This window comes from Janthinobacterium sp. PSPC1-1 (assembly GCF_049897625.1).
Taxonomy (GTDB): domain Bacteria; phylum Pseudomonadota; class Gammaproteobacteria; order Burkholderiales; family Burkholderiaceae_D; genus Janthinobacterium; species Janthinobacterium tructae.
Window position 1 is genome coordinate 500721 of sequence record NZ_JAFCWP010000002.1, and the last position, 25249, is coordinate 525969.

The following is a 25249-nucleotide window of genomic DNA, read 5'->3' on the forward strand; positions in this document are numbered from 1 at the left end:
CACACGGACTGCATCGTCAGCGCATACAGCTTTTTTACACTGGCATCCTTACTTCAAGGATGCGCCATGCAAAAAACCCTCTTAGTCAAAGCGTTGATCGTGTTCGGCCTGATGTTGCTGATCGGCCTGCCTCTGCTGATGATTCAGGAAACGATCAAGGAACGGATGGAATTCCGCCAGGAAGCCGTCAACAGCATCGCCGCCGATTCGGTGCGCGAACAAACCATCATCGGTCCCATCCTGGTGATCCCCTACACAGAGCAATATGAAGAGCGCGTGGAAGTGGCCAAGAGCGACGACAAGGAAGCGAAGTCGCCTGTGCGCACCGAGTTGCTGCGCCGCATGATGCAACGCCGCCTGCTCGTGTACCCGAACAACCTGCTGATCAATGGCAGCATCGATGCGGACCGCCGCTACCGCGGCATCCACCAGGTGCTGGTGTACAGCGGCCAGCATGCCTTCAAGGGCGACTTCACGGTGCCGGCCGTCGGCCAACTGCCGCGCAAGTCGCCGGACTCGCGCGTGACCCTGGGCACGCCTTTCGTCGCGCTATCCATCGAGGACGTGCGCGGCATCCGTAATATCCCGAAAATCGACTGGGGCGGCCAGAAGATCGAGTTCGAGCAGGGCACCGACTTGTTTGCCTTCCGCAGCGGCCTGCACGCGCCGCTGGGCGCCATGCCGCTGGCGCAAACGCAACAGGTGAAATTCAGCTTTGACCTGGGGCTGGACGGTATCGAACGCCAGCATTTCGTGCCGGTGGCGAAAAACAGCCAGGTCAGCATCAAGTCGAACTGGCCCCATCCGCAGTTTGGCGGACGCTTCCTGCCGTCGCCGAAATTCCGCCAGATCAACGCCGATGGCTTTCAGGTCGAGTGGAGCATCTCCTCGCTGGCGACCAATGCACAAACGCAGCTGAACACCATCGAGGGAGAATTCAAGGTGCCCGACAGTGCCCCGCTGGGCCAGGTGGACCGCTTCAGCGTGGGCTTCATCGAGCCGGTGAACGTGTATTCGCAATCGGACCGTGCCACCAAGTATGGCTTGCTATTCGTGGCACTGACCTTTGCCGCCTTCTTCATCTTTGAAATTTTGAAGAGTCTGCCGATCCACCCGGTGCAGTACTTGCTGGTGGGCCTGTCGTTGGTGATCTTCTTCCTGCTGCTGGTGGGCCTGGCCGAGCACATCGCCTTCCTCGCCGCCTACCTGATCGCCAGCGCCGCCTGTATTGCGCTGACCAGCTTTTACCTGGTGCACGTGCTGCACAATGCCTGGCGCGGGATCGGCTTCGGCATGGCGCTGACGGCGCTGTATGGCGCCCTGTATGGCTTGCTGAGCTCGGAAAGCAATGCGCTGGTGATGGGCAGCATCCTGTTGTTCGCCGTGCTGGCCGCCATCATGGTGGCGACGCGTAAAGTTGACTGGTATCAAGTGGGCAAGGGCGCAGCGGCGCCCGCTGCAGAGCCGCATGAATAGGTGATGTATGCTACATTAGCCGACCTTTGCAGCGCCGCCGGCAACTGTCGCAGAGGCGGCGCGCAACACTTTGACATACCTCGTGTTAACTTGTTGCGTCAAGGGTTTTTGTGCTATATACTAGCCGGCTTCGGTATGGATTCGTCTTTTTTGGATCCTACGTTACTTTGTAGTTAAACAAGCCCCGCCCAATCGCAGGTGGGAATGGAGAAAAAATGAGCCTAGGCCTTCTCGGTCGCAAGGTTGGTATGATGCGCATTTTCACGGATGAAGGGGATTCGATCCCGGTCACCGTGTTGGACGTATCGAACAACCGTGTTGCGCAAATCAAAACCCCTGAAACAGATGGCTACTCCGCTGTTCAGGTCGCATTCGGTCAACGTCGCGCTTCCCGCGTGACCAAAGCTGTTGCTGGTCATCACGCTAAAGCTGGTGTTGAAGCCGGTACTCTGTTGAAAGAGTTCCGTGTCGATGCTGCTAAAGCCGCTGAACTGAAAGCTGGCGATGTTGTCGCTGCTTCCCTGTTCGAAGTCGGTCAAAAGATCGACGTGCAAGGCGTTACCATTGGTAAAGGCTATGCAGGCGTTATCAAACGTTATCACTTCTCTTCTGGCCGTGCCACGCACGGTAACTCGCGTTCGCACAACGTTCCAGGTTCCATCGGTATGGCACAAGATCCAGGTCGCGTTTTCCCTGGTAAGCGCATGACCGGTCATCTGGGTGACGTTAACCGTACGATCCAGAACCTCGTGATCGCCCGTATCGATGCCGACCGTCAGCTGTTGCTGGTCAAAGGCGCGATTCCAGGTGCGAAAAATGGCCAGGTAGTTGTCTCGCCAGCCATCAAAACCAAAGCCAAGAAGGGAGCTTAAACGATGGAACTCAAGCTTCTGAATGCGCAAGGTCAAGCCGCCTCGAACGTTGCTGCAGCCGATACGATTTTCGGCCGTGACTACAATGAAGCGCTGATCCACCAAGTCGTCATCGCGTATCAAGCGAATGCACGTAGTGGTAACCGCAAGCAAAAAGACCGTGAAGAAGTTCACCACACGACGAAAAAGCCATGGCGCCAAAAAGGTACCGGCCGCGCTCGTGCTGGTATGTCGTCGTCGCCACTGTGGCGCGGCGGTGGTCGGATTTTCCCGAACTCGCCTGACGAAAACTTCACCCACAAAGTGAACAAAAAGATGTATCGCGCAGGTATCTGCTCGATCCTGTCGCAGCTGGCTCGCGAAGAGCGCCTGATCGTCATCGACGATCTGACGATCGACGCGCCAAAGACCAAGCTGTTGTCGCAAAAATTGAACGGCCTGGGCTTTGATTCGGTTCTGATCATCACCGACGTTCTGAACGAAAACCTGGAACTGGCATCGCGCAACCTGCCTAACGTACTCGTCGTTGAGCCACGTCACGCAGACCCGATGTCCCTGGTGTTCTACAAGAAGATCCTGGTCACCAAAGCTGCATTGGCCAAGATTGAGGAGATGCTGGCATGAGCGCGATTTTGAAACATAGCGAAGAACGCTTGATGAAGGTGCTGTTGGCGCCCGTGATTTCCGAGAAGGCCACCATGGTCGCGGAAAAGAACGAGCAAATTGTATTCCGCGTACTGCCGGATGCAACCAAGCCTGAAATCAAGGCAGCGGTCGAACTGCTGTTCAAGGTTGAAGTCCTGTCCGTGCAAACTGCAAACCGCGAAGGTAAGCAGAAACGCACCGGCAAGTTCAACGGTCGTCGTAACCATACCAAGCGTGCTTTCGTGTGCCTGAAGCCTGGCCAGGAAATCAACTTCTCCGAGGAGGCTGCATAATGGCACTCGTTAAGATGAAACCAACCTCGCCAGGCCGTCGCGGCATGGTAAAGGTGGTGAACCCAGACCTGTACAAAGGTCGTCCGTTCGCTGCCCTGGTTGAAAAGAAATCCAAGACCGCTGGTCGTAACAACAACGGTCACATCACCACCCGTCATATCGGTGGTGGTCATAAGCAACACTATCGCTTGATCGACTTCAAGCGCACCAAAGATGGTATTCCAGCGAAAGTGGAACGTATCGAATACGATCCAAACCGCACCGCGAATATCGCTCTGTTGTGCTACGCCGACGGCGAACGTCACTACATCATCGCAACCAAAGGCATGGCCGTTGGCGACAGCGTGATGAACGGTTCGGAAGCACCGATCAAATCGGGTAACTGCTTGCCAATCCGTAACATCCCAGTCGGTACCGTGATGCATTGCGTCGAAATGCTGCCAGGTAAAGGTGCCCAAATGGCACGTACCGCTGGCGCTGGCGTTGTGCTGATGGCACGTGAAGGTACCTATGCTCAAGTGCGTCTGCGCTCGGGTGAAGTACGTCGCGTGCACATCGAGTGCCGTGCAACGGTTGGTGAAGTCGGTAATGCCGAGCACAGCCTGCGTAAAATCGGTAAAGCTGGCGCGATGCGCTGGCGCGGTGTTCGTCCTACCGTTCGCGGTGTGGTCATGAACCCGGTCGATCACCCGCACGGTGGTGGTGAAGGTAAAACAGCAGCTGGTCGTCATCCAGTTTCGCCATGGGGCCAACAGACCAAGGGTAAGAAAACACGCAGCAACAAGCGTACGACTTCCATGATCGTCTCGCGCCGCGGCAAGAAATAAGGGGTAGCACATGACACGTTCATTGAAAAAAGGGCCGTTCTGTGACGCCCACCTGGTGAAAAAAGTTGAAGCCGCGCAAGCAGCCAAAGACAAAAAGCCAATCAAAACCTGGTCGCGTCGTTCGACAATCATGCCTGACTTTATCGGCCTGACGATCGCGGTTCATAACGGCAAGCTGCACGTGCCGGTTTATGTTTCCGAAAACATGGTTGGTCACAAGCTCGGCGAATTCGCACTGACCCGTACGTTCAAGGGTCATGCAGCTGACAAAAAGGCTAAGAAATAATGGAAACTAAAGCTATCCTCAAAGGTGTGCGCCTGTCGGACCAAAAGGGCCGCCTGGTTGCTGACCTGATCCGTGGCAAGAAAGTTGACGCTGCACTCAACATCTTGCAATTCAGCCCGAAAAAAGGTGCTGCGATCATCAAACGTGTTCTGGAATCCGCTATTGCGAATGCCGAGCACAATGATGGTGCGGACATCGACGAATTGTTCGTGAAAACGATCTACGTCGAAAAGGGCCCGGTCCTGAAGCGCTTCACCGCGCGTGCAAAAGGCCGTGGCGACCGTATTTCGAAACAATCCTGTCACGTTTACGTGACTGTCGGTAACTAAGGAGCCACGATGGGTCAGAAAATTCATCCAACCGGTTTCCGTCTGGCGGTCACCCGTAACTGGGCTTCGCGCTGGTATGCAGGCAACGGTAATTTCGCTGCCATGCTGAACGAAGACTTGAAAGCACGTGCTTACCTGAAAAAGAAACTGAAGAACGCATCCGTTGGTCGCATCGTTATCGAGCGCCCAGCCAAGAACGCGCGCTTCACGATCTACAGCTCGCGTCCAGGCGTGGTCATTGGTAAAAAAGGCGAAGACATCGAAGTACTGAAGTCCGCGCTGACCAAGATCATGGGCGTACCTGTTCACGTGAACATCGAAGAAATTCGCAAGCCAGAAATCGACTCGCAACTGATCGCCGATTCGATCGCTCAGCAGCTGGAAAAACGGATCATGTTCCGCCGCGCCATGAAGCGTGCAATGCAAAATGCAATGCGCCTGGGTGCTCTCGGTATCAAGATCATGTCGTCCGGCCGTCTGAACGGTATCGAAATCGCGCGTAAAGAGTGGTACCGCGAAGGCCGCGTGCCTCTGCATACCCTGCGCGCCGATATCGACTACGGTACCAGCGAAGCATCGACCACCTACGGCATCATCGGTGTCAAGGTGTGGGTATACAAGGGTGACCGCGCGCCTAACGGCGATGCACCAGTCATCGATACCCCAGCTGACGAGAAGAAAAGCCGCGGCCCACGCCGTGACGATGGCAAGCCAGCTGGCCGTCCGCGTCCAGCCGGTGCCGGTGCGAAACCATCCACAGCACCAGGTGCACGTGTGCGTACCGCCGCTAAACCGGCCGCCGCAGCAGCACCAGCTGAGAAAGCAGGAGAATAATCATGCTGCAACCAGCACGCAGAAAGTATCGTAAAGAGCAGAAAGGCCGTAATACCGGTATTTCGCACAGCCGCGGCACCGCCGTGTCGTTTGGCGAATTCGGTCTGAAGGCAGTTGCGCGCGGTCGTATCACTGCGCGTCAAATTGAAGCGGCGCGTCGTGCAATGACGCGTCACATCAAGCGCGGTGGCCGTATCTGGATCCGTATTTTCCCGGACAAACCGATTTCGAACAAACCGGCTGAAGTCCGTATGGGTAACGGTAAGGGTAATCCTGAGTACTACGTCGCTGAAATTCAGCCAGGCAAAGTACTGTACGAAATGGATGGCGTTGATGAAGCGCTGGCACGGGAAGCTTTCCGTCTTGCCGCCTCTAAACTGCCACTGGCTACGACGTTTGTCGTACGTCAAGTCGGCCAATAATTGGAGTTGAATATGAAAGCAACTGAACTCCGCGGCAAAGACCAGCCAGCTCTGCAAAAAGAGCTGAATGACTTGTTGAAGGCACAGTTCGGCCTGCGTATGCAAATCGCTACGCAGCAGCTGAGCAACACTTCGCAGCTCAAGAAGGTACGCCGCGATATCGCGCGTGTGAAGACGGTAATGAATCTGAAGGAAGCCAAATGAACGAACCAGTGAAACAGTCGCTCAAGCGCACGCTGATCGGTAAAGTGGTTTCGGACAAGATGGACAAGACCGTTACCGTTCTGATCGAGCGCCACGTAAAACATCCTTTGTATGGCAAGATCATCATGCGCTCGAACAAGTATCACGCGCATGACGAGACCAACCAAGTCAAGGCCGGTGATACGGTCGAGATCCAGGAAGGTCGCCCGATCTCCAAAACGAAGGCATGGACGGTGACACGTGTGGTTCAAGCCGCACCAACCGTTTAAATAAAAACCACCGCTTCGGCGGTGGCTTTTAATTAGTACTTGCAGGCCCGCAAATTGTATGTAATACTTGCGGGCTTCGTTCATGTAACGCCGCAAAGTGTCTGGTCACAGACAGTAGCATTCGCGGTCAGTTAATGTATGAAGGTCATGCACCCAAACAGTGAAGCCCAGCAGGGCGGCTCTGGCGGGACCAAGACTGACCGTGGGTCTACATTGTGTGGATTCTTCGGCTTAAGTTGGGAAAGAGAATACTATGATTCAAACTGAAAGCCGGCTCGAAGTGGCTGACAATACCGGTGCCAAAGAAGTAATGTGCATCAAGGTATTGGGCGGCTCCAAGCGCCGTTATGCTGGCATTGGCGATGTGATCAAGGTAACCGTTAAGGTTGCTGCGCCACGTGGCCGTGTCAAAAAAGGTGAAATTTATAACGCCGTGGTTGTGCGCACCGCTAAAGGTGTTCGCCGCCAAGACGGTTCCCTGGTGAAGTTCGACGGCAACGCCGCCGTTCTGTTGAACGCCAAGCTGGAACCGATCGGTACCCGTATTTTTGGACCTGTCACACGCGAACTGCGTACTGAGAAGTTCATGAAAATCGTGTCCCTGGCACCGGAAGTCCTGTAAGGAGTCGTAATGGATAAGATTCGTAAAAACGACGAAGTCATCGTTCTGACCGGGAAAGACAAGGGCAAACGTGGTGTGGTACAGCAGCGTATCGATGCTGAACATATCGTGGTTGACGGCATTAACATCGCTAAAAAAGCGACTAAGCCAAACCCGATGACTGGCGTAACTGGTGGTATCGTCGATAAGACCATGCCAATTCACGTGTCCAACGTTGCATTGTTTAATGCAGCGACTGGCAAGGCAGATCGCGTGGGTTTCAAAGAAGTGGACGGCAAGAAAGTTCGCATCTTTAAATCCTCCGGCGAAGTAGTGAAGGCTTAAGAAATCATGGCACGTCTCCAAGAATTCTATAAAGAAAAAGTCGTTGCCGACCTGACCAGCAAGTTTGGTTACAAGTCGGTAATGGAAGTTCCACGCCTGACCAAAATCACCCTGAACATGGGTGTTGGTGAGGCAATCGCGGATAAAAAAGTTCTCGAGCACGCAGTTGCTGACTTGACCAAGATCGCCGGCCAGAAGCCAGTGACCACCAAGTCCCGCAAAGCGATCGCAGGCTTCAAAATCCGTGAAGGTTATCCGATCGGTACGATGGTCACCCTGCGCGGCGCTCGCATGTACGAGTTCCTGGATCGCTTCATTACCGTGGCTCTGCCGCGCGTACGCGATTTCCGTGGTGTGAACGGCCGTGCATTTGATGGTCGTGGTAACTACAACATCGGTGTCAAGGAACAGATCATTTTCCCTGAAATCGAATACGACAAGATTGACGCGTTGCGCGGTATGAATATCAGCATCACGACAACCGCTAAGACCGATGACGAAGCCAAAGCTTTGCTCGCCGCCTTTAAATTCCCTTTCAGGAACTGATCATGGCCAAACTGTCACTGATTAATCGTGAGATCAAGCGTGCTGACCTGGTGGCGAAATTCGCCCCTAAGCGCGAAGCTCTCAAGGCCATCGTCGATGATCAATCGAAATCGGAAGAAGAGCGCTACGAAGCTCGCCTGAAATTGCAGGCGCTGCCACGTAACTCGAACCCGACGCGTCAACGTAATCGTTGCGCCATCACTGGTCGTCCGCGCGGCACATTCCGTAAATTCGGTCTGGGTCGTATCAAGCTCCGTGAATTCGCCATGCGTGGTGAAATTCCGGGTATGACAAAAGCAAGCTGGTAATAGGAGAATATGCAATGAGTATGAGCGATCCTATCGCCGATATGCTGACCCGCATTCGCAATGCACAAGGCGTGCAAAAGACGACCGTGGCCATGCCATCGTCGAAAGTCAAAATTGCGATTGCCAGCGTCCTGAAGGACGAGGGTTACATTGAAGATTTCGCTGTTACCGAAGCTGGTGGCAAAGCGGAACTGAAAATCGGTTTGAAGTATTATGTTGGCCGTCCCGTTATTGAGCGCTTGGAGCGCGTGTCCCGTCCGGGTCTGCGCGTCTACAAGGGTAAAGACGAGATCCCTGTTGTGATGAATGGCTTGGGTGTGGCGATCGTGTCGACTCCGCAAGGCGTCATGACTGACCGCAAAGCACGCGCTACCGGTGTCGGCGGCGAAGTTATTTGCTACGTGGCTTAAGGAGTTACACATGTCTCGAGTAGCTAAAATGCCTATCGTAGTGCCAGCTGGCGCCGAAGTCGCCATCTCCGCACAAGCGATCACCGTAAAAGGCCCGCTGGGCGTACTTTCCCAGGCCCTCACCGGCCAGGTCAAAGTGGAAAACAATGCAGGAACCCTGAGTTTCGACGTGGCGAATGACAGCCGCGAAGCCAATGCCATGTCCGGCACGCTGCGCGCACTGGTCAACAACATGGTTGTTGGCGTCACCAAGGGTTTCGAGAAAAAGCTGAACCTGGTAGGCGTGGGTTACAAGGCGCAAGCTCAAGGCGACAAGTTGAATCTGTCCCTGGGTTTCTCGCACCCTGTAGTGCATGACATGCCAGCTGGCGTTACCTGCGCAACACCAACCCCGACCGAGATCCTGATTAAAGGTATCGACCGTCAACAGGTTGGCCAGGTAGCCGCTGAAGTTCGTGCTTACCGCGCTCCTGAGCCTTATAAAGGCAAGGGCGTTCGCTATGCGGACGAAGTGGTTAAGCTTAAAGAAACCAAGAAGAAGTAATTAGGGGCTGACGATGGATAAGAAAGAATCACGGCTTCGCCGCGGACGCCAAACCCGCATCAAGATTGCGGAATTGAAAGTAAATCGCTTGTCGGTGCACCGCACCAACCTGCATATTTACGCCAACCTGATCAGCCCGGATGCAAAAATCCTGGTTTCGGCCTCGACGGCTGAAGCGGAAGTCCGCGCTGAACTGGCAGGCCAATCCGGCAAAGGCGGCAATGCCGCTGCTGCAGCCTTGATCGGCAAGCGCGTCGCTGAAAAAGCGTTGAAAGCAGGGATTACCGAAGTTGCGTTTGACCGCTCCGGTTTCCGTTACCACGGCCGTGTGAAAGCGTTGGCAGAAGCCGCACGCGAAGCCGGTCTGAAGTTCTAAGGATCAATCATGGCAAAAATGCAAGCAAAAATGCAAAGCGACAAGCCGGATGATGGCATGCGCGAAAAAATGATCGCGATCAACCGCGTGACCAAAGTGGTCAAGGGTGGTCGTATCATGGGTTTCGCCGCGCTGACCGTAGTTGGTGATGGCGATGGCCGCGTCGGCATGGGCAAGGGCAAATCGAAAGAAGTGCCAGTTGGCGTGCAGAAGGCAATGGAAGAAGCCCGTCGCAACCTGATCAAAGTACCGCTCAAAAACGGTACCTTGCATCACACGGTTGTTGGTCGTCACGGCGCCTCCAAGGTCCTGATGAACCCAGCTAAGCCTGGTACTGGCGTGATCGCTGGTGGCGCCATGCGCGCTATCTTCGAAGTGATGGGCGTGACGGACGTGGTGGCGAAATCCACCGGTTCGAACAACCCATACAACCTGGTACGCGCTACGCTGGACGGCCTGTCGAAAATGAGCACTGCTTCCGATATCGCTGCCAAACGCGGCAAGTCGGTTGAAGACATTCTGGCTTAAGGTGGACAAAATGACAAACACAGTCAAAGTGCAATTGGTCAAGGGCTTGATCGGTACGCGCGAATCGCATCGCGCTACCGTGCGCGGTCTGGGTCTGCGTCGTGTAAATTCGGTTTCCGAATTGCAAGACACCCCATCCGTACGCGGCATGATCAATAAAGTATCGTATCTCGTTAAAGTTGTCGGGTAAGCCTTCGGGCTTACACGAACGGAGCAAATCATGGAATTGAATACTATTGCACCAGCCGAAGGCGCTAAGCACTACAAGCGTCGCGTCGGTCGCGGTATCGGCTCCGGCCTGGGTAAAACCTCGGGTCGTGGTCACAAAGGTCAGAAATCGCGTTCGGGCGGCTTTCATAAAGTCGGTTTCGAAGGCGGTCAGATGCCTCTGCAACGCCGTCTGCCTAAGCGCGGTTTCAAATCGATGCACGCAACCTTCAAAGCTGAAGTGCGCCTGTCCGATCTGAACAACCTGGCGGTTGGCGATGTCGACATTCTGGTCTTGAAGCAAGCTGGCGTTCTGGGCGTGTTGGCCCGTGACGTGCGCGTGATCTTGTCCGGCGAAATCACCAAAGCGGTGAATTTGAAGGGCTTGAAAGTGTCCGCTGGCGCGAAAGCCGCCATCGAAGCAGCCGGCGGCTCGGTAGCCTGAGTTGACCGCTAACAGCTTGATCGGAGCGAAAATTGGCGACTAATCCACAACTTGCTAAAAGTGCAGCGGCCGGTTTCCCTTGGGGACGGCTCTGGTTTTTGCTTGGCGCATTGGTGGTTTATCGTATCGGTGCTCACGTCCCGGTTCCCGGGATTGACCCGACACAATTAGCCTCGCTGTTCAAGGAGCACGAAGGCGGCGTCCTGGGCATGTTCAACATGTTCTCGGGCGGTGCCTTGTCTCGTTTTACAGTGTTTGCGCTGGGTATCATGCCTTATATCTCGGCCTCGATCATCATGCAATTGCTGTCGATCGTGTCACCGCAGATGGAAGCGTTGAAAAAAGAAGGCGAAGCAGGTCGTCGCAAGATCACCCAGTACACCCGGTATTTCACGGTTGCCCTGGCACTGTTCCAAGCGTTGGGCATTGCAGTCGCACTGGAGTCGCAAGCTGGTCTGGTGTTGGAACCTGGTCTTGCATTCCGCTTCGTGACGGTCGTCACTTTGTTGACCGGAACAATGTTTTTGATGTGGTTGGGTGAGCAAATTACCGAGCGTGGCTTGGGGAATGGCATCTCGATCATCATTTTTGCCGGGATTGCAGCAGGTCTGCCGTCGGCGTTGGGTGGCTTGTTCACTCAGGTGTCGAATGGTTCGATCGGCAGCTTCAGCGCGATTTTCATCGTGATTCTGGTAGCACTGGTAACGTACTTCGTTGTATTCGTCGAACGCGGTCAGCGCAAAATATTGGTCAATTACGCGAAGCGCCAGGTAGGCAACAAGATTTATGGCGGTCAAACCAGCCATTTGCCGTTGAAGCTGAACATGGCCGGCGTGATCCCGCCGATCTTTGCTTCTTCGATCATCTTGTTTCCGGCCACTATCGTGGACTGGTTTTCAAAGGGCGCCGACAACGCTAACCCTGCGGTGCGGTTCTTGAAAGATTTGGCAGCATCGATGGGGCCTGGTGAGCCTATCCATGCGCTGTTGTACGCAGTGGCGATCGTGTTTTTCTGTTTCTTCTATACAGCGTTGGTGTTTAACAGCAAAGAAACAGCGGATAACTTGAAGAAAAGCGGTGCGTTCATTCCCGGGATTCGTCCAGGCGAGCAGACAGCCCGTTACATCGACAAGATCCTGACACGCTTGACACTTGCCGGCGCAGTCTACATCACCCTGGTGTGTTTATTGCCGGAATTTATGCAAGCCCAGTGGAAAGTACCATTCTATTTCGGCGGTACTTCTTTATTGATTATTGTAGTTGTCACCATGGATTTCATGGCGCAAGTACAGAACTACGTGATGTCGCAGCAATATGATTCGCTGCTGCGCAAAGCAAATTTCAAGGGCGGAATTCCGACGCGTTAAGCGCGGTAAACATACCGAATGGCAAAAGACGACGTCATACAGATGCAGGGCGAGATTCTTGAGAATCTCCCAAATGCAACATTTCGAGTGAAGCTGGAGAACGGACACGTGGTGCTCGGGCATATTTCAGGTAAAATGCGGATGAACTATATTCGCATTCTCCCTGGAGACAAGGTGACGGTGGAGTTAACGCCGTACGACCTGAGCCGAGCCCGCATTGTGTTCCGTACCAAGTAACACACTGAATCAAACCAAAGAAGCGAAAGAAAGAGCCCAAAAATGAAAGTTCTCGCATCAGTCAAGCGGATCTGCCGCAACTGCAAGATCATCAAGCGCAAAGGCGTAGTCCGCGTAATCTGCGTGGAACCACGTCACAAGCAGCGTCAAGGTTAATCGAGGAATAACAAATGGCACGTATTGCAGGGGTTAATATCCCAAATCATCAGCATACCGTTATCGGCCTGACAGCCATCTACGGTGTTGGCCGTCCACGCGCAGAGAAAATCTGTGCATCGACCGGTGTAGCAACCAACAAAAAGATCAAAGATCTGGATGACAGCGAACTGGAAAAACTGCGCGATGAAGTAGGTAAATTCATCGTCGAAGGCGATCTGCGTCGTGAACTGTCCATGAACATCAAGCGTTTGATGGATCTGGGTTGCTACCGCGGCATGCGTCATCGCAAGGGTCTGCCTTGCCGTGGCCAGCGTACGCGTACGAACGCACGTACCCGCAAGGGACCGCGTAAAGCCGCTCAATCGCTGAAAAAATAATCCGCTAGGGAATAATTATGGCTAAGTCGCAAAATAACGCCGCATCAGCACGCGTGCGTAAAAAGGTTAAAAAGAACGTCGCTGAAGGCATTGCACATGTCCACGCTTCGTTTAATAACACCATCATTACCATCACCGATCGTCAAGGCAATGCCTTGTCGTGGGCTACCTCCGGCGGTGCAGGCTTCAAGGGTTCGCGTAAATCGACCCCGTTCGCAGCGCAGGTCGCCGCGGAAGCCGCTGGTAAAGTGGCTGTTGAGTGTGGCGTCAAGAACCTGGAAGTACGTATCAAGGGCCCAGGTCCTGGTCGTGAATCCGCTGTTCGCGCGCTGAACAACCTGGGCATCAAGATCACCGAGATCCAGGACGTGACGCCGGTACCGCACAACGGTTGCCGTCCACCGAAACGCCGTCGTATCTAAGATAGTGTTGCAGAGGGCGCTTCGGCGCCAGCTGCTTTGTTATCTGTTGTAACTCAGTACAGTTGTGTGAAATCGCTGGAGCAGTGAGCCGGAAACGGTTATACTGCCCGGCTGTTCTTGCCTGTCAAATTCCATTTGGCGGGTTTTTCGTTTTCAGCCACCGTCTGATTGAAGCTGAGTCAGACTAGCGCCTAACCGCAGCAGCGTGTTTGATCATGCATGTGGCTGGGGCGTTATCATTAATAAAAGGAAGCATCGTGGCACGTTATATCGGACCTAAAGCAAAACTCTCCCGCCGTGAAGGTACTGACCTGTTCCTGAAGAGCGCACGTCGCTCGCTCGACAGCAAGTGCAAACTGGACGTCAAACCAGGCCAGCACGGTGTCAAATCCGGCGCCCGCACCTCGGACTACGGTAACCAACTGCGCGAAAAGCAAAAAGTAAAACGCATGTACGGCGTGCTGGAACGTCAATTCCGCCGCTACTTCGCTGAAGCAGACCGTCGTAAAGGCAACACCGGCGAAACGCTGTTGAAGTTGCTGGAAACGCGTCTGGACAACGTTTGCTACCGCATGGGCTTTGGTTCGACCCGCGCTGAAGCGCGTCAATTGGTCAGCCACAAAGCGTTCACCGTGAACGGTATCGTTGTGAACATCGCTTCGTACGCAGTTAAAGTTGGCGACATCGTTGCTGTTCGTGAAAAATCGAAAAAGCAAGTGCGTATCGTTGAAGCACTGTCGCTGGCTGAACAAGTTGGTATGCCTAGCTGGGTTTCGGTTGATGCCAAGAAAATGGAAGGCACCTTCAAGTCCCTGCCAGAGCGTAACGAAATCGCTAACGACGTCAACGAATCGCTGATCGTCGAGCTGTACTCGCGTTAATAGTAGTCAGTAGCAAGATCTCCGCCCACTTTGCTTTTGTAAAGTGGGCGTTTCACTAATGCCATCAGCCTTATCGGTGTAATGAGCCGAGGGTATTGAAAAGGACATTTCATGCAAAACAGTTTGTTGAAGCCACGTATTATCGATGTTGAAGCTCTCGGTGCAGGTCACGCCAAAGTCGTGATGGAACCGTTCGAGCGCGGCTATGGCCACACATTGGGTAACGCGTTGCGCCGCGTCTTGCTGTCGTCGATGGTAGGCTACGCGCCGACCGAAGTGACGATCGCCGGCGTCGTCCACGAATATTCCTCCCTCGATGGCGTGCAAGAAGACGTCGTCGATCTGTTGCTGAACTTGAAGGGTGTGGTTTTCAAAGTCCACAACCGCGATTCGGTAACACTGACCCTGAAAAAAGAAGGCGAAGGCGCGATCCTGGCCTCCGACATCGACCTGCCGCATGACGTCGAACTGATCAACCCTGACCACGTGATCGCCCACCTGACCGCTGGTGGCAAGCTGGACATGCAGATCAAGGTTGAAAAAGGCCGCGGCTACGTTCCTGGTAACGTGCGTCGTCTGTCGGAAGATACGAACAAGACCATCGGCCGCATCATCCTGGACGCGTCGTTCTCGCCAGTGCGCCGTGTATCGTACTTCGTTGAATCGGCTCGCGTCGAACAGCGTACCGACCTGGACAAGCTGATCATCAACATCGAAACCAACGGCGTGATCTCGCCGGAAGAAGCGATCCGCCAGTCGGCCCGCGTTCTGGTGGACCAGTTGAATGTGTTCGCTGCCCTGGAAGGCACGGAAGCTGCCGCCGAAGCGCCATCGCGCGCTCCGCTGGTCGATCCTATCCTGTTGCGTCCAGTCGACGACCTGGAGTTGACCGTGCGTTCGGCGAACTGCCTGAAAGCGGAAAACATCTACTACATCGGCGACCTGATCCAACGTTCGGAAAACGAACTGCTGAAAACGCCAAATCTGGGCCGCAAGTCCCTGAACGAAATCAAGGAAGTGCTGGCATCGCGCGGCTTGACCTTGGGCATGAAGCTGGAAAACTGGCCGCCTGCCGGCCTGGAAAAGTAATTCGTAGTTGTAGCAAACTGCCTGGGACAGGTGTCCCAGGCTTTTATTTTGAAGCACCAAACCGGCCCGCGATGTTGCACTAGCTTCATCGATCGAAGAGCTGGAATTTAAACACTCACCGAAAGGATTTATCATGCGTCACGGTCACGGCCTCCGTAAACTGAATCGTACCTCGTCCCACCGTCTGGCAATGCTGCGCAACATGACAGTATCGCTGCTGCGTCACGAAGCGATCAAAACCACCCTGCCAAAAGCAAAAGAACTGCGCCGCGTTGTCGAGCCAATTCTGACCTTGGGCAAAACTGACTGCCTGGCAAACAAGCGTCTGGCCTTCAACCGCCTGCGCGATCGTGAAATGGTCTTGAAGCTGTTCGCTGAACTGGGCCCACGTTACGCCAACCGTAACGGCGGCTATGTGCGCATCCTGAAAATGGGTTTCCGCGTAGGCGATAACGCTCCTATGGCGTTCGTCGAACTGATGGATCGTCCAGACACGACCGAAGCAGTTGAAATCGCTGGCGAGTAATCCCGCCGGTTGTATCTGAGAAAGCCAGGCCTAGCCTGGCTTTTTTGTTTTCTGCTGCAGTCATTCTTACCGCAGTGTACTATTCTCCTTTCGCGCCGGCCCGGCACAAGCGCTGCCTGCTCCGCGCGTCCTCTGTCGAATGGTCGAAAAGGTAGTTCATGTCCCGTCTCCTCTCCAGCGCCACTGCGCGCGCCGCGCCACGCCATCCTTTGCTCACCTGGTTTGCTGCCTGTTTCTTCCTGTTGATCGCCATTTTCGGCGCCGGCCATGCCCGCGCCGACGATGAATTCCTCGATCCCGAACTGGCTTTCAAATTTTCCGCCCGCATGCAGGATCCGTCCACCATCGCCGTCACCTATGTGATTGCCGATGGTTACTATATGTACCATGAGCGCTTCAAGTTCGACGCCGTGGGCGCCAAGCTGGGCACGCCCGTGTATCCGGCTGGCAAGGTCAAGTTTGACGAGACCTTCCAGAAGAACGTGGAAACGTTCCGCAAGACCCTCACCATCACGATTCCCGTGCAGGCCGCTGGCGCCTTCACCCTGAAGGCGACGGGACAGGGCTGTTCCGACAAGGGCCTGTGCTATGCGCCGCAGGATGCCACGGCCCAGCTGGTGGGCGGTGGCGGCGGCCAGAGCATGGCGCCGGGCGGCGTGGCGTCGAAGTTCGCCTTGCCGGCTGCGCCGGCAGTCGACACGGCGGCCGTCAACGGGCCGCAGGCGCAAGCATCGCCAGGCGTATCCGTGCTGAGCATTCCCCAGGCGGACATCATCAGCACGCCCGAGCCGGTAGCGGCGGCCCCCGTGGCGGCAAGTTCCGCGCCTGCGCAAAGCGAGATGGGCAAGATCGAAGCGGCACTGAAGGGCGGCAAGCTGCTGGTCATCGTGCCCCTGTTCATGCTGCTGGGCCTGGGCCTGGCGTTCACCCCATGCGTGCTGCCGATGGTGCCGATTTTGTCGTCGATCATCATCGGTGATGGCGCCAAGGTCAGCCGTTCGCGTGGCTTGCTGCTGTCGCTGACGTACGCGCTGGGCATGGCCATCGTCTATACGGCGCTGGGCGTGGCGGCCGGGCTGGCGGGCGAAGGCCTGGCGGCCCAACTGCAAAATCCGTGGGTGCTTGGCTTTTTCGCCTTGCTGATGGCGGGCCTGGCGCTGTCGATGTTCGGTTTTTATGAGCTGCAAGTGCCGGCTTTCCTGCAAGGCAAGCTGACGTCCGTGTCGAACCAGCAATCGTCGGGTCGCCTGGCGGGCGTATTCGTCATGGGCGCCATTTCCGCCCTGATCGTGGGGCCATGCGTGGCCGCGCCGCTGGCCGGTGCCTTGCTGTACATCAGTCAGACGCGCGACGTCGTCATCGGCGGCAGCGCTTTATTTGCCATGGCGGTGGGCATGAGCGTGCCGTTGCTGTTGGTGGGCGTCTCGGCCGGCACCTTGCTGCCGCGCGCCGGCGCCTGGATGGATGCCGTCAAGCGCTTCTTTGGCGTGTTGCAGCTGGGCGTGGCCTGGTGGCTGGTGTCGCCCGTGCTGCCGGGCGCCGTGCAGATGCTGGGCTGGACGGTGCTGTTCGTCGGTTACGGCATGTATCTGCTGGTGGGCAAGAGCGGTGCGAAGAACGCCTGGGTGGCCAAGGCCTTCGGCCTGGTGTTTGCCGTGCTGGGTGCGATGCAACTGGTGGGCGTGGCCAGCGGTGGCCGCGACCCGCTGGCGCCGCTGGCGCACCTGGGCGGTGGCCAGGTGCACGCGCAACCTTTTACACGTGTAAAGACCGTGGCGCAGCTCGATGCGGCGCTGGCCCAGCTGGGTGGCAAGCCAGCCTTGCTGGACTTTTATGCGGACTGGTGCGTGTCGTGCATCGAGATGGAAAAGCTGACCTTCGTCGACCCTGCCGTGCGCGAGAAAATGGGGCAAGCCGTGCTGCTTCAAGTGGATGTCACGGCCAATGATGCGGACGACAAGGCCATGCTGAAACGTTTTCAGCTGTTCGGGCCGCCTGGCATCATCATGTTCAACCCGCAGGGGCAGGAGATCGCCCAGTCGCGCGTGATCGGCTTCCAGAATGCATCGACGTTCCTGACTTCCTTGCGCAAGCTTGACGAGTAGGTCGGATTAGGCCCTTCGGGCCGTAATCCGACACCACCACGTTCAGCGCCAACAATGTTGTCGGATTACGCGGCGTTCCACCGCTAATCCGACCTACGCTCAGCCTGCTTTATGGTGACCACCACGATGGCCACCGTGCTTGCCGCCCGGCACGCTGTCATCAAACACTTTCTTTTGCTCCGGCGTCAGCACGGCATAAAAAGTTTTCAGCGAGGCCAGGCGGCTTTCCTGGCTGGCGATGCGTTCCTTCGACATGGCGATCCACTGCTCCATGCGCTCCGGCGCCGACAGCTTGGCCATCGCTTCGCGCTTGGCTTTCCAGTCGCCCATCGGTTTTTTCGGCGCATTGGCGGCCGTGAAAGTGGCCCAGGCCGGTTCCTGCGCGGCTGTCAGCTTCAGCTTGTCGTGCAGACGGGCCTGGTACTTGGCCATGCGTTCGGCCGGGTTGCCACCGCGGTGCGGGCCGCGTTGGCCGTCATGTTGCATCTTGGTGCTGGCGGCAGGCGCGCTGGCGGCCGCTTCCTGGGCGTGGACGGTCAGCGATGCCGCACCCATGCCGAGTACGCTCATGGCGATGATCAAATTCTTGCGCAAGGTTGTCATTGAGGCGTTCATCTGGATTCCTTTGTAAAAGATGAGGGATGTACATGTTGCTGCACATGAATCCATGGTGGACGCTCCATGTTTCCCCGAAGTGTCCGCTGCCAGACAGTTTGTATCTATATGTTTCTTCGGGTCTCCTATATACAAGACGATACAAATGCGCTGTGCAAGGGCGGGGGAAGTGGGGATAATTCGTACCATGGAACCCACTTCTACAATTCTCATCGTCGACGATGACCGCGACATCCGCAGCTTGCTGGCGGACTACCTGGAAACGAACGCCTACCGTACCCTGGGCGCGGCAGATGGCACGGCCATGTGGAAGATTCTCGATGAAACGCGGCCCGACCTGATCGTGCTCGATTTGAACCTGCCTGGCGATGATGGCCTGACCTTGTGCCGCAAGCTGCGTGCCCAATCGACCGTGCCGGTGATCATGTTGACGGCGCGTAATGAGCCGCTGGACCGCATCCTGGGCCTGGAAATGGGCGCCGACGATTATTTGCCGAAACCGTTCGAACCCCGCGAATTGCTGGCGCGCATACGCAGCGTGCTGCGCCGCAGCCATGCCATGCCGTCGAACGTGCCGTCTGACAAGGCGCAGCAAATCCGTTTTTCCGGCTGGACCCTGGACCTCACGGCGCGCCACCTGCTCAATCCCACGGGCCTGGTGATCATGCTGTCGGGCGCCGAGTTCCGCTTGCTGCGCGTGTTCCTGGAACACCCGAACCGCGTGCTCAACCGCGACCAGTTGCTGAACCTGACGCAGGGCCGCGACGCCGACCCGTTCGACCGCTCGATCGATATCCAGATCAGCCGCTTGCGGCAAAAGCTCGGTGAAGATGCCCGTTTGCCGCAAATCATCAAGACCGTGCGCAATGGCGGCTACGTGCTGGCCGGGCAAGTCAACGTGGAGCCGCACGCGTGAAGGCCTTTCTGGGGTCGATGACGGGCAGAGTCTTCATGTTTCTGCTGATCGGCATCGTCGCTTCGGCCGCGCTGACGCAGTGGCTGGCCGTGGGCGAACGCCAGCGCGCCATCGAGCAATACCGCGACTACCACGCCGTCGAGCGGGCCGAGCAGCTGGTGATGGCGGCCGACGTGGTGCCGCTGGCCTCGCGCGCCGCCTACCTGAAGGTGGCCAACAAGGGCAGCGTGCGCCTGGAATTGCGTCCCGACACGGAACATAAGCCCGGTACGCCGACGGAATTTTCCAGCGCCCTGCAAGCCAAGCTGGGCGAGGGTTTCAAGGTCAGCGCGCTGGCCGAACGCCCGGCCGCCTGTATCGAGCCGCGCCAGTCGCCGGGCATGTTCGGCGCCAAGCCTTGGGGCGGCACCTGCGAAAACCTCGACGTGCGCATGCAGGATGGCCACGTGCTGCGCCTGATGGTCTTGCCGCCGCGCCAGCAGCCACCGTTCAATGAACATAATGACTGGATGACTCTGCTGCCTTTCCTGATCAGCATCGCCATCCTCGCCTACCTGGTCACGCGCATGACCATGCGTCCGCTGAAACAGCTGGCGCAGGCAGCAAAAGATCTGGGCAACGACATCAACCATCCGCCGCTGACCCTGTCGGGCGCCAGCGAGATCCGCCAGGCCAGCGCCGCCTTCAATGCCATGCAGGCGCGCATACGCCAACATATTTCCCAGCGTACACAAATGCTGGCAGCCATCACGCACGACTTGCAGACGCCGCTGACGCGCCTGCGCCTGCGCCTGGAAAAGGTGGCCGATACAGAGTTGTATGAGCGCCTGGTGGGCGACCTGTCGGCCATGCAGAGCATGGTCAAGGAAGGACTGGACCTGGCCCGCTCGATGGATAGCACGGAAGCGATGCAGGCGCTCGATCTCGATTCCCTGCTCGACAGCGTCTGCTCCGACGCGGCCGATGCCGGCCAGAACGTGACCTTGGCCGGGCAGGCCAGCATGGCCTTGATGGGCCGGCCCATCGCGATGCGGCGTTGCCTGGTGAACTTGATCGACAATGCCGTCAAATATGGCCAGTACGCGCAGGTGACGGTCGAGCGCATCGCCGGCGCGGCGCGCATCCGCATCCGCGACGGCGGGCCGGGTATTGCGCCAGATCAGCTGGCCAAAGTGTTCGAACCGTTTTATCGTATCGAGACCTCGCGTTCGCGCGAATCGGGCGGCACGGGCCTGGGCCTGACCATCGCGCGCAACATCGCCGAGCAGCATGGCGCCACGGTTTCACTGCTCAATCATGTCGACGGTGGACTGGAAGTCACCCTGATCGTGCCAGAGTATTACGCGGGGAAGTGAGCATTTCCGTGCGACAATATTGGGCTTTACGCCCCCTGGCAACTACCTTCAACCTGCGGCCCTGCGCTGCAACAGCGTGACAGAACAATGAAAAAGACTAGCCTGGCAATCCTCGTGGGTGCGGCCCTGTGTATCGGTGGCGGCATCTGGTATTTCAATCATCAGTCGGGCAAAGCGGCCGGTGGGCAGGATGGCAAAGGGGGCAAGGGCGCACAGGGACCGACCACGGTGAGCGTGATCGCGCCCGTGCGCCAGGATGTGCCAATGCTGCTGCAAGCCAATGGCAGCGTGACGCCCATCAGCAGCGTCGACCTGCATCCGCAGACGACCAGTACGATCACCAAGGTGCACATCCGCGAAGGCCAGTTCGTCAAACAGGGCGAACTGATGTTTACGCTGGACGCGCGCAGCGAACATGCGAATGTCGACAAGGCGCAGGCGCAAGTATTGCGTGACCGCGCCTCGGTGCTGGACCTCGAACGCCAGCTCAAACGCAGCCAGGATTTGCTGAGCAAGAACTTCATCGCCCAGGGCGCCGTGGATACCCTGCAAAGCCAGCTCGACGCGGCACGCGCCTTGCTGGCCGCCGACCAGGCCGCCTTGCGCGCCGCCCAGGTCGATTCCAGCTACACCGTCCTGCGCGCGCCGCAGGGGGGCCGCGTGGGCGCCATCAATGTGTACGCGGGCAGCCTGGTGCAGCCGACTACTTCGCTCACCAGCATCACCCAGCTCGACCCGATCGATGTGGTCTTCACCTTGCCGGAAAGCAGTCTGTCGGGCTTGCTGGCGGCGCAGAAGGCGGGCGAGGTGGCTGTCAAGGCGCTGCTGGCCGATGCGGGCGGCAAGCAGCTCGACGGTAAACTGAGTTTCATCGACAATGCCGTCGATCCCGCCACGGGCGTGATCAAGGTCAAGGCCCGTTTCAATAATGGCGGTACCGACCTGTGGCCTGGCCAGTATGTGAATACGCAGCTGACGGTGCGCACCTTGAAGGATGCGCTGGTCATCCCGCAAAACGCCATCATCACCAATACCACGGGCATCTTCGTGTATTCGATGGAAGCCGATAATACGGCCAAGGTGCGCAAGATTGCCCGCGTGTATGCGTTCGGCCCGAATGCCGTCGTCACCGGATTGACCGGCGACGAGCAAGTCATCGTCGACGGCAAGCAGAACCTGCGTCCTGGTGGCAAGGTGCGCCTGGTGGAAAAACACAAGGCCGCCGATGGCGCTGCCGCACCGCAGGGCAAGCCAGCATGAACCTGTCCGAACTGAGCATCCGCCGCCCCGTCATGGTGGTGCTGTTGTCCCTGAGCATTATCCTGGCCGGCGTGTTGGCGTATGGCCACATTCCCGTGGCGGCCTTGCCGAGCTATAACACGCCCGTCATCAACGTGAGTGCCGACCTGGCTGGCGCCAGCCCCGAGACCATGGCGTCTTCCGTGGCCTTGCCGCTGGAAAAGCAGTTTTCCACGATTGCCGGCCTGAGCCTGATCACCTCGACGAGTACCCTGGGCAATACGTCGCTGACCCTGGAGTTTGACGCCAGCATCAATGTCAACGAGGCCGCCGTCGACGTGCAGGCGGCCCTGCTGCGCGCGCAGCGCCAGTTGCCGACGGAAATGACGGACTTGCCGTCCTACCGCAAAGTCAATCCGGCCGATGCGCCGGTGCTGTTCATCCAGATGACGTCGCCATCGCTGAACTTGTCGGATCTGAATGATTATGCGGAAAACCTGATTGCGCCCAGCCTGTCGACCTTGCCTGGCGTGGCCCAGGTCAGCGTGAATGGCCAGAAACGCTTCGCCGTGCGCGTGCGTGCCCGTGCCGACCTGATGAACGCGCGCAACCTGACGATGGACGAGCTGGCCCAGGCCCTGCGCGCCTCGAACACGAATTCGCCGCTGGGCATCCTCGACGGCCCCAGCCAGACGCTGACCATCCAGGGCAACCCGCAGATGATGAAGGCGGCCGATTTTGCCGAACTCATCGTCGCCACGCGCAATGGCCAGCCCGTGCGGCTGAAGGAAGTGGCCGAAGTGGAAGACAGTTTCCAGTCAACCAAGACGGCCGGCAGTTTCAATGGCGAGCGCTCGATCACCTTGCTGGTGCAGCGCCAACCGGATGCGAACACGGTGCAAGTGGTCGATGCCGTGCGCAAACTCTTGCCAGGTTTCAAGGCGCAATTGCCTGCCTCCATCCAGATCAGCCTGGTCAACGACCGTTCCGTCTCGATCCGCGAAGCGATCCACGACGTCAATCTGACCCTGGCCCTGACGGTGATCCTGGTGGTGCTGGTGATCTTTTTGTTCCTGCACCGCGCGGCCGCCACTTTCATTCCCGCCGTCACCATGCCCATTTCCCTGCTCGGAGCGCTGGCCCTGCTGTACTGGCTCGGCTACAGCCTCGACAATATCTCCCTGCTGGGCATCACCCTGGCCGTGGGCCTGGTGGTCGACGATGCCATCGTGGTGCTGGAAAACATCGTGCGCCATATCGAGATGGGCAAGAAACCGATCCAGGCGGCTCTGGTGGGCGCCAAAGAAATGGGTTTCACCATTATTTCTATTTCCGTCTCGCTGGTGGCCGTGTTCATCCCCATCTTCTTCATGCCGGGCGTGATCGGCTTGCTGTTCCACGAGTTTGCCGTCGTCGTCTCGCTGTCCATCCTCGTCTCGGCCATCGTGTCGCTGACCCTGGTGCCGATGCTGGCCAGCCGCTTCCTGCCGGCCGACTCGCGCGAACACAATGACAGCGACCCCACGCATGGCGAAAAGTCCTTCATCGGCCGCCACTTCGAGGCGGGGTTCACGAAGTTGCGCAACGGATATGTGCATCTGCTCGACAAGGCCCTGGCGCACCGCAACGTGGTGCTGTTTGTTGCCGTGTGTACCTTTGCGCTGACGGTGCTGCTGTACGCGACCATTCCGAAGGGTTTCTTCCCCGAGGAAGACCTGGGCCAGATCCAGGTGAATACGGAAGCGTCGGAGGATATTTCTTCTGCGGCATTGCAGGACTTGCAAGCGCGCGTGGCGGCCGTGCTCAAGGCGGACCCCAGCGTGCAGGATGTGACCTCGTTCGTCGGCGGCGGCAACACGGGCCGCATGTTCATGGTGCTGAAACCGCGCAGCGAACGGCCGAAAATGCCCGTGGTGCTGGAAAACCTGCGCCGCGCGACGAGTACCGTGCCCGGCATGGCCGTGTATTTCCGTCCCGTGCAAAACTTGCAGCTGGGCGGACGCCAGAGCAAGAGCCGCTACCAGTACACCTTGCAAAGCGTCAGTCCCGATGCCTTGAATGACTGGGCGGAAAAGTTTATTGCTGGCATGCGCGCCGATCCCGCGTTCCGCGACGTCACCAGCGATTCGCAGATCAAGGGCTTGCAGGCGTCCCTGCGGATCGACCGCGACAAGGCCAATCTGCTGGGCGTGCAAATGTCCGATATCCGCACGGCCCTGTATAGCGCCTTTGGCGAGCGGCAAGTGTCGACCATCTATTCTTCGGCGGCGAGCTATTACGTGATCCTGGAAGCGGCCACGGCGGATCGCCAGTATGACGATGCGCTGACGCGCGTGTCCGTGCGCAGCAAGTCGGGCGAACTGGTGAAACTGTCGAGTATTGCCTATGTGGAACGCACGATTGGCCCCACGTCCGTGAATCACCAGGGGCAGTTGCAGGCCGTGACGATCTCCTTTAACCTGGCACCGGACGTGCCGCTGGGTGTCGCCACGGGCAAGATCGACGCGATGGGCAAGGGCATGAGCTTGCCGGCCTCCATCATCACGCGCTACGGTGGCGATGCGGCCGTGTTCCAGGACTCGCAGGCTAGCCAGATCATCCTCATCATCGCCGCGCTGGTCGTGATCTATGTGCTGCTCGGCGTGCTGTATGAAAGCTACATCCACCCGCTGACCATCCTGGCCGGCTTGCCGTCGGCGGCCGTGGGGGCGCTGTTGACCTTGCGCCTGTTCGGCATGGACCTGACCATGATCGCCATCATCGGTATCTTGATGCTGATCGGTATCGTCAAGAAAAACGCCATCATGATGATTGACTTTGCCCTGCATGCGCAGCGCAACGAGGGTATGAGCCCGCCTGAAGCCATCCGTCAGGCCTGCATCCTGCGTTTCCGTCCCATCATGATGACGTCGGCGGCTGCCCTGATGGGCGCCTTGCCGATCGCCCTGGGCCTGGGCGCCGGCGCCGAGCTGCGCCAGCCGCTGGGTCTGGCCGTGGTCGGTGGATTGCTGTTTTCGCAAGTGATTACCCTGTTCATCACCCCCGTCATCTATTTGTTCCTGGACAAGTACAGCGGCACGGGGCCGGTGACGGACGAGCAACTGGTGGCACTCGACAACAAGGCTTGAGCACGTGCGTGGCTCGTTGATCCGTGACCGGCGCCCCATTCCTGCGTGAATGGGGCGCCGGTTTTG

General features: G+C 57.4%; 35 protein-coding genes. 34 read left to right on the forward strand and 1 reads right to left on the reverse strand.

Annotated features, from left to right (window positions below; all coding sequences use genetic code 11):
* The first annotated feature begins 66 nt into the window (after positions 1-66).
* From creD to dsbD, 30 genes are all read left to right on the forward strand, one after another.
* Complete coding sequence (gene creD, locus ACP7EG_RS09725) at positions 67-1476, forward strand: cell envelope integrity protein CreD (RefSeq protein ID WP_426087452.1); 1410 nt, start codon at positions 67-69, stop codon at positions 1474-1476.
* Positions 1477-1691: 215 nt separating this feature from the next.
* The gene (gene rplC, locus ACP7EG_RS09730; RefSeq protein WP_071079769.1) at positions 1692-2348 is read left to right on the forward strand and encodes a 50S ribosomal protein L3; all 657 of its coding nucleotides are present in this window, start codon (positions 1692-1694) and stop codon (positions 2346-2348) included.
* A 3-nt stretch (positions 2349-2351) separates the two neighbouring features.
* The gene (rplD, locus tag ACP7EG_RS09735; protein ID WP_034753197.1) at positions 2352-2972 is read left to right on the forward strand and encodes a 50S ribosomal protein L4; all 621 of its coding nucleotides are present in this window, start codon (positions 2352-2354) and stop codon (positions 2970-2972) included.
* Entirely contained in the window at positions 2969-3286 is a 318-nt protein-coding gene (gene rplW / locus ACP7EG_RS09740; protein WP_010394398.1) for a 50S ribosomal protein L23, read from the forward strand. Before rplD ends, rplW begins: the two co-directional genes overlap by 4 nt.
* On the forward strand, positions 3286-4113 hold the full coding sequence (gene rplB / locus ACP7EG_RS09745) for a 50S ribosomal protein L2 (RefSeq protein WP_010394400.1): 828 nt from the start codon (positions 3286-3288) through the stop codon (positions 4111-4113). Before rplW ends, rplB begins: the two co-directional genes overlap by 1 nt.
* A 10-nt stretch (positions 4114-4123) precedes the next feature.
* A complete protein-coding gene (gene rpsS / locus ACP7EG_RS09750; RefSeq protein WP_008444295.1) occupies positions 4124-4399 on the forward strand; it encodes a 30S ribosomal protein S19 in 276 nt (91 codons plus the stop codon).
* A complete protein-coding gene (rplV, locus tag ACP7EG_RS09755; RefSeq protein WP_170840583.1) occupies positions 4396-4728 on the forward strand; it encodes a 50S ribosomal protein L22 in 333 nt (110 codons plus the stop codon). The genes rpsS and rplV overlap by 4 nt, the downstream gene beginning before the upstream one ends.
* Before the next feature lie 9 nt (positions 4729-4737).
* The gene (rpsC, locus tag ACP7EG_RS09760) at positions 4738-5562 is read left to right on the forward strand and encodes a 30S ribosomal protein S3 (RefSeq protein ID WP_034753199.1); all 825 of its coding nucleotides are present in this window, start codon (positions 4738-4740) and stop codon (positions 5560-5562) included.
* Positions 5563-5564: 2 nt separating this feature from the next.
* Positions 5565-5984 carry a 50S ribosomal protein L16 gene (rplP, locus tag ACP7EG_RS09765; protein ID WP_017877854.1) on the forward strand — a complete coding sequence of 140 codons (420 nt, stop codon included), beginning with the start codon at positions 5565-5567 and terminating at the stop codon, positions 5982-5984.
* Between the two features lie 12 nt (positions 5985-5996).
* Positions 5997-6188, forward strand: a complete 192-nt coding sequence (rpmC, locus tag ACP7EG_RS09770) for a 50S ribosomal protein L29 (protein ID WP_071079768.1) — start codon at positions 5997-5999, stop codon at positions 6186-6188.
* Entirely contained in the window at positions 6185-6457 is a 273-nt protein-coding gene (gene rpsQ, locus ACP7EG_RS09775) for a 30S ribosomal protein S17 (protein WP_010394415.1), read from the forward strand. The genes rpmC and rpsQ overlap by 4 nt, the downstream gene beginning before the upstream one ends.
* 253 nt (positions 6458-6710) lie before the next feature.
* Positions 6711-7079: a 50S ribosomal protein L14 gene (rplN, locus tag ACP7EG_RS09780; RefSeq protein ID WP_008444317.1), complete on the forward strand. Its 369-nt coding sequence runs from the start codon at positions 6711-6713 to the stop codon at positions 7077-7079.
* Positions 7080-7088: 9 nt separating this feature from the next.
* Positions 7089-7403 (forward strand): 50S ribosomal protein L24, encoded by a 315-nt coding sequence (rplX, locus tag ACP7EG_RS09785; protein WP_034753204.1) that lies wholly within the window; start codon positions 7089-7091, stop codon positions 7401-7403.
* 6 nt (positions 7404-7409) lie between these two features.
* Complete coding sequence (gene rplE, locus ACP7EG_RS09790; protein WP_010394421.1) at positions 7410-7949, forward strand: 50S ribosomal protein L5; 540 nt, start codon at positions 7410-7412, stop codon at positions 7947-7949.
* Between the two features lie 2 nt (positions 7950-7951).
* On the forward strand, positions 7952-8257 hold the full coding sequence (rpsN, locus tag ACP7EG_RS09795) for a 30S ribosomal protein S14 (RefSeq protein WP_010394423.1): 306 nt from the start codon (positions 7952-7954) through the stop codon (positions 8255-8257).
* A gap of 14 nt (positions 8258-8271) precedes the next feature.
* Positions 8272-8667: a 30S ribosomal protein S8 gene (gene rpsH / locus ACP7EG_RS09800; protein ID WP_010394425.1), complete on the forward strand. Its 396-nt coding sequence runs from the start codon at positions 8272-8274 to the stop codon at positions 8665-8667.
* A 10-nt stretch (positions 8668-8677) separates the two neighbouring features.
* A complete protein-coding gene (rplF, locus tag ACP7EG_RS09805; RefSeq protein WP_034778281.1) occupies positions 8678-9211 on the forward strand; it encodes a 50S ribosomal protein L6 in 534 nt (177 codons plus the stop codon).
* A 13-nt stretch (positions 9212-9224) separates the two neighbouring features.
* Entirely contained in the window at positions 9225-9587 is a 363-nt protein-coding gene (gene rplR, locus ACP7EG_RS09810; protein WP_071079767.1) for a 50S ribosomal protein L18, read from the forward strand.
* A gap of 9 nt (positions 9588-9596) precedes the next feature.
* Positions 9597-10115 (forward strand): 30S ribosomal protein S5, encoded by a 519-nt coding sequence (gene rpsE / locus ACP7EG_RS09815; protein ID WP_010394433.1) that lies wholly within the window; start codon positions 9597-9599, stop codon positions 10113-10115.
* 10 nt (positions 10116-10125) lie between these two features.
* A complete protein-coding gene (rpmD, locus tag ACP7EG_RS09820; RefSeq protein ID WP_010394435.1) occupies positions 10126-10305 on the forward strand; it encodes a 50S ribosomal protein L30 in 180 nt (59 codons plus the stop codon).
* A gap of 30 nt (positions 10306-10335) precedes the next feature.
* Complete coding sequence (gene rplO / locus ACP7EG_RS09825; protein ID WP_034753211.1) at positions 10336-10767, forward strand: 50S ribosomal protein L15; 432 nt, start codon at positions 10336-10338, stop codon at positions 10765-10767.
* A gap of 32 nt (positions 10768-10799) precedes the next feature.
* Positions 10800-12134 carry a preprotein translocase subunit SecY gene (secY, locus tag ACP7EG_RS09830; RefSeq protein ID WP_010394438.1) on the forward strand — a complete coding sequence of 445 codons (1335 nt, stop codon included), beginning with the start codon at positions 10800-10802 and terminating at the stop codon, positions 12132-12134.
* An 18-nt stretch (positions 12135-12152) separates the two neighbouring features.
* Complete coding sequence (gene infA / locus ACP7EG_RS09835) at positions 12153-12371, forward strand: translation initiation factor IF-1 (RefSeq protein ID WP_005663428.1); 219 nt, start codon at positions 12153-12155, stop codon at positions 12369-12371.
* A gap of 42 nt (positions 12372-12413) precedes the next feature.
* Positions 12414-12527, forward strand: coding sequence for a 50S ribosomal protein L36 (gene rpmJ, locus ACP7EG_RS09840; protein WP_010394471.1), 114 nt, complete (start codon positions 12414-12416; stop codon positions 12525-12527).
* 14 nt (positions 12528-12541) lie between these two features.
* Entirely contained in the window at positions 12542-12907 is a 366-nt protein-coding gene (rpsM, locus tag ACP7EG_RS09845) for a 30S ribosomal protein S13 (protein WP_046681666.1), read from the forward strand.
* Positions 12908-12924: 17 nt separating this feature from the next.
* Positions 12925-13329, forward strand: a complete 405-nt coding sequence (rpsK, locus tag ACP7EG_RS09850; RefSeq protein ID WP_010394475.1) for a 30S ribosomal protein S11 — start codon at positions 12925-12927, stop codon at positions 13327-13329.
* Positions 13330-13586: 257 nt separating this feature from the next.
* Positions 13587-14210, forward strand: a complete 624-nt coding sequence (gene rpsD, locus ACP7EG_RS09855) for a 30S ribosomal protein S4 (protein WP_010394478.1) — start codon at positions 13587-13589, stop codon at positions 14208-14210.
* Between the two features lie 111 nt (positions 14211-14321).
* Positions 14322-15299: a DNA-directed RNA polymerase subunit alpha gene (locus tag ACP7EG_RS09860; protein WP_008444343.1), complete on the forward strand. Its 978-nt coding sequence runs from the start codon at positions 14322-14324 to the stop codon at positions 15297-15299.
* 133 nt (positions 15300-15432) lie between these two features.
* The gene (rplQ, locus tag ACP7EG_RS09865) at positions 15433-15825 is read left to right on the forward strand and encodes a 50S ribosomal protein L17 (protein ID WP_010394482.1); all 393 of its coding nucleotides are present in this window, start codon (positions 15433-15435) and stop codon (positions 15823-15825) included.
* Positions 15826-15983: 158 nt separating this feature from the next.
* A complete protein-coding gene (gene dsbD, locus ACP7EG_RS09870; protein WP_426087453.1) occupies positions 15984-17930 on the forward strand; it encodes a protein-disulfide reductase DsbD in 1947 nt (648 codons plus the stop codon).
* Between the two features lie 99 nt (positions 17931-18029).
* On the opposite strand, the gene ACP7EG_RS09875 is transcribed toward dsbD, so the two are convergent.
* Entirely contained in the window at positions 18030-18545 is a 516-nt protein-coding gene (locus ACP7EG_RS09875; RefSeq protein WP_426087454.1) for a Spy/CpxP family protein refolding chaperone, read from the reverse strand.
* Between the two features lie 187 nt (positions 18546-18732).
* Here ACP7EG_RS09875 and ACP7EG_RS09880 point away from each other — a divergent pair, with 187 nt between their 5' ends.
* The 4 genes from ACP7EG_RS09880 (at position 18733) to ACP7EG_RS09895 (ending at position 25183) form a co-directional block, all read left to right on the forward strand.
* Entirely contained in the window at positions 18733-19461 is a 729-nt protein-coding gene (locus ACP7EG_RS09880; RefSeq protein WP_035824023.1) for a response regulator, read from the forward strand.
* Positions 19458-20816 carry an ATP-binding protein gene (locus tag ACP7EG_RS09885; RefSeq protein WP_426087455.1) on the forward strand — a complete coding sequence of 453 codons (1359 nt, stop codon included), beginning with the start codon at positions 19458-19460 and terminating at the stop codon, positions 20814-20816. Before ACP7EG_RS09880 ends, ACP7EG_RS09885 begins: the two co-directional genes overlap by 4 nt.
* Before the next feature lie 87 nt (positions 20817-20903).
* Positions 20904-22076 carry an efflux RND transporter periplasmic adaptor subunit gene (locus ACP7EG_RS09890; protein ID WP_426087456.1) on the forward strand — a complete coding sequence of 391 codons (1173 nt, stop codon included), beginning with the start codon at positions 20904-20906 and terminating at the stop codon, positions 22074-22076.
* Positions 22073-25183, forward strand: coding sequence for an efflux RND transporter permease subunit (locus ACP7EG_RS09895; RefSeq protein WP_426087457.1), 3111 nt, complete (start codon positions 22073-22075; stop codon positions 25181-25183). Before ACP7EG_RS09890 ends, ACP7EG_RS09895 begins: the two co-directional genes overlap by 4 nt.
* Positions 25184-25249: the final 66 nt, after the last annotated feature.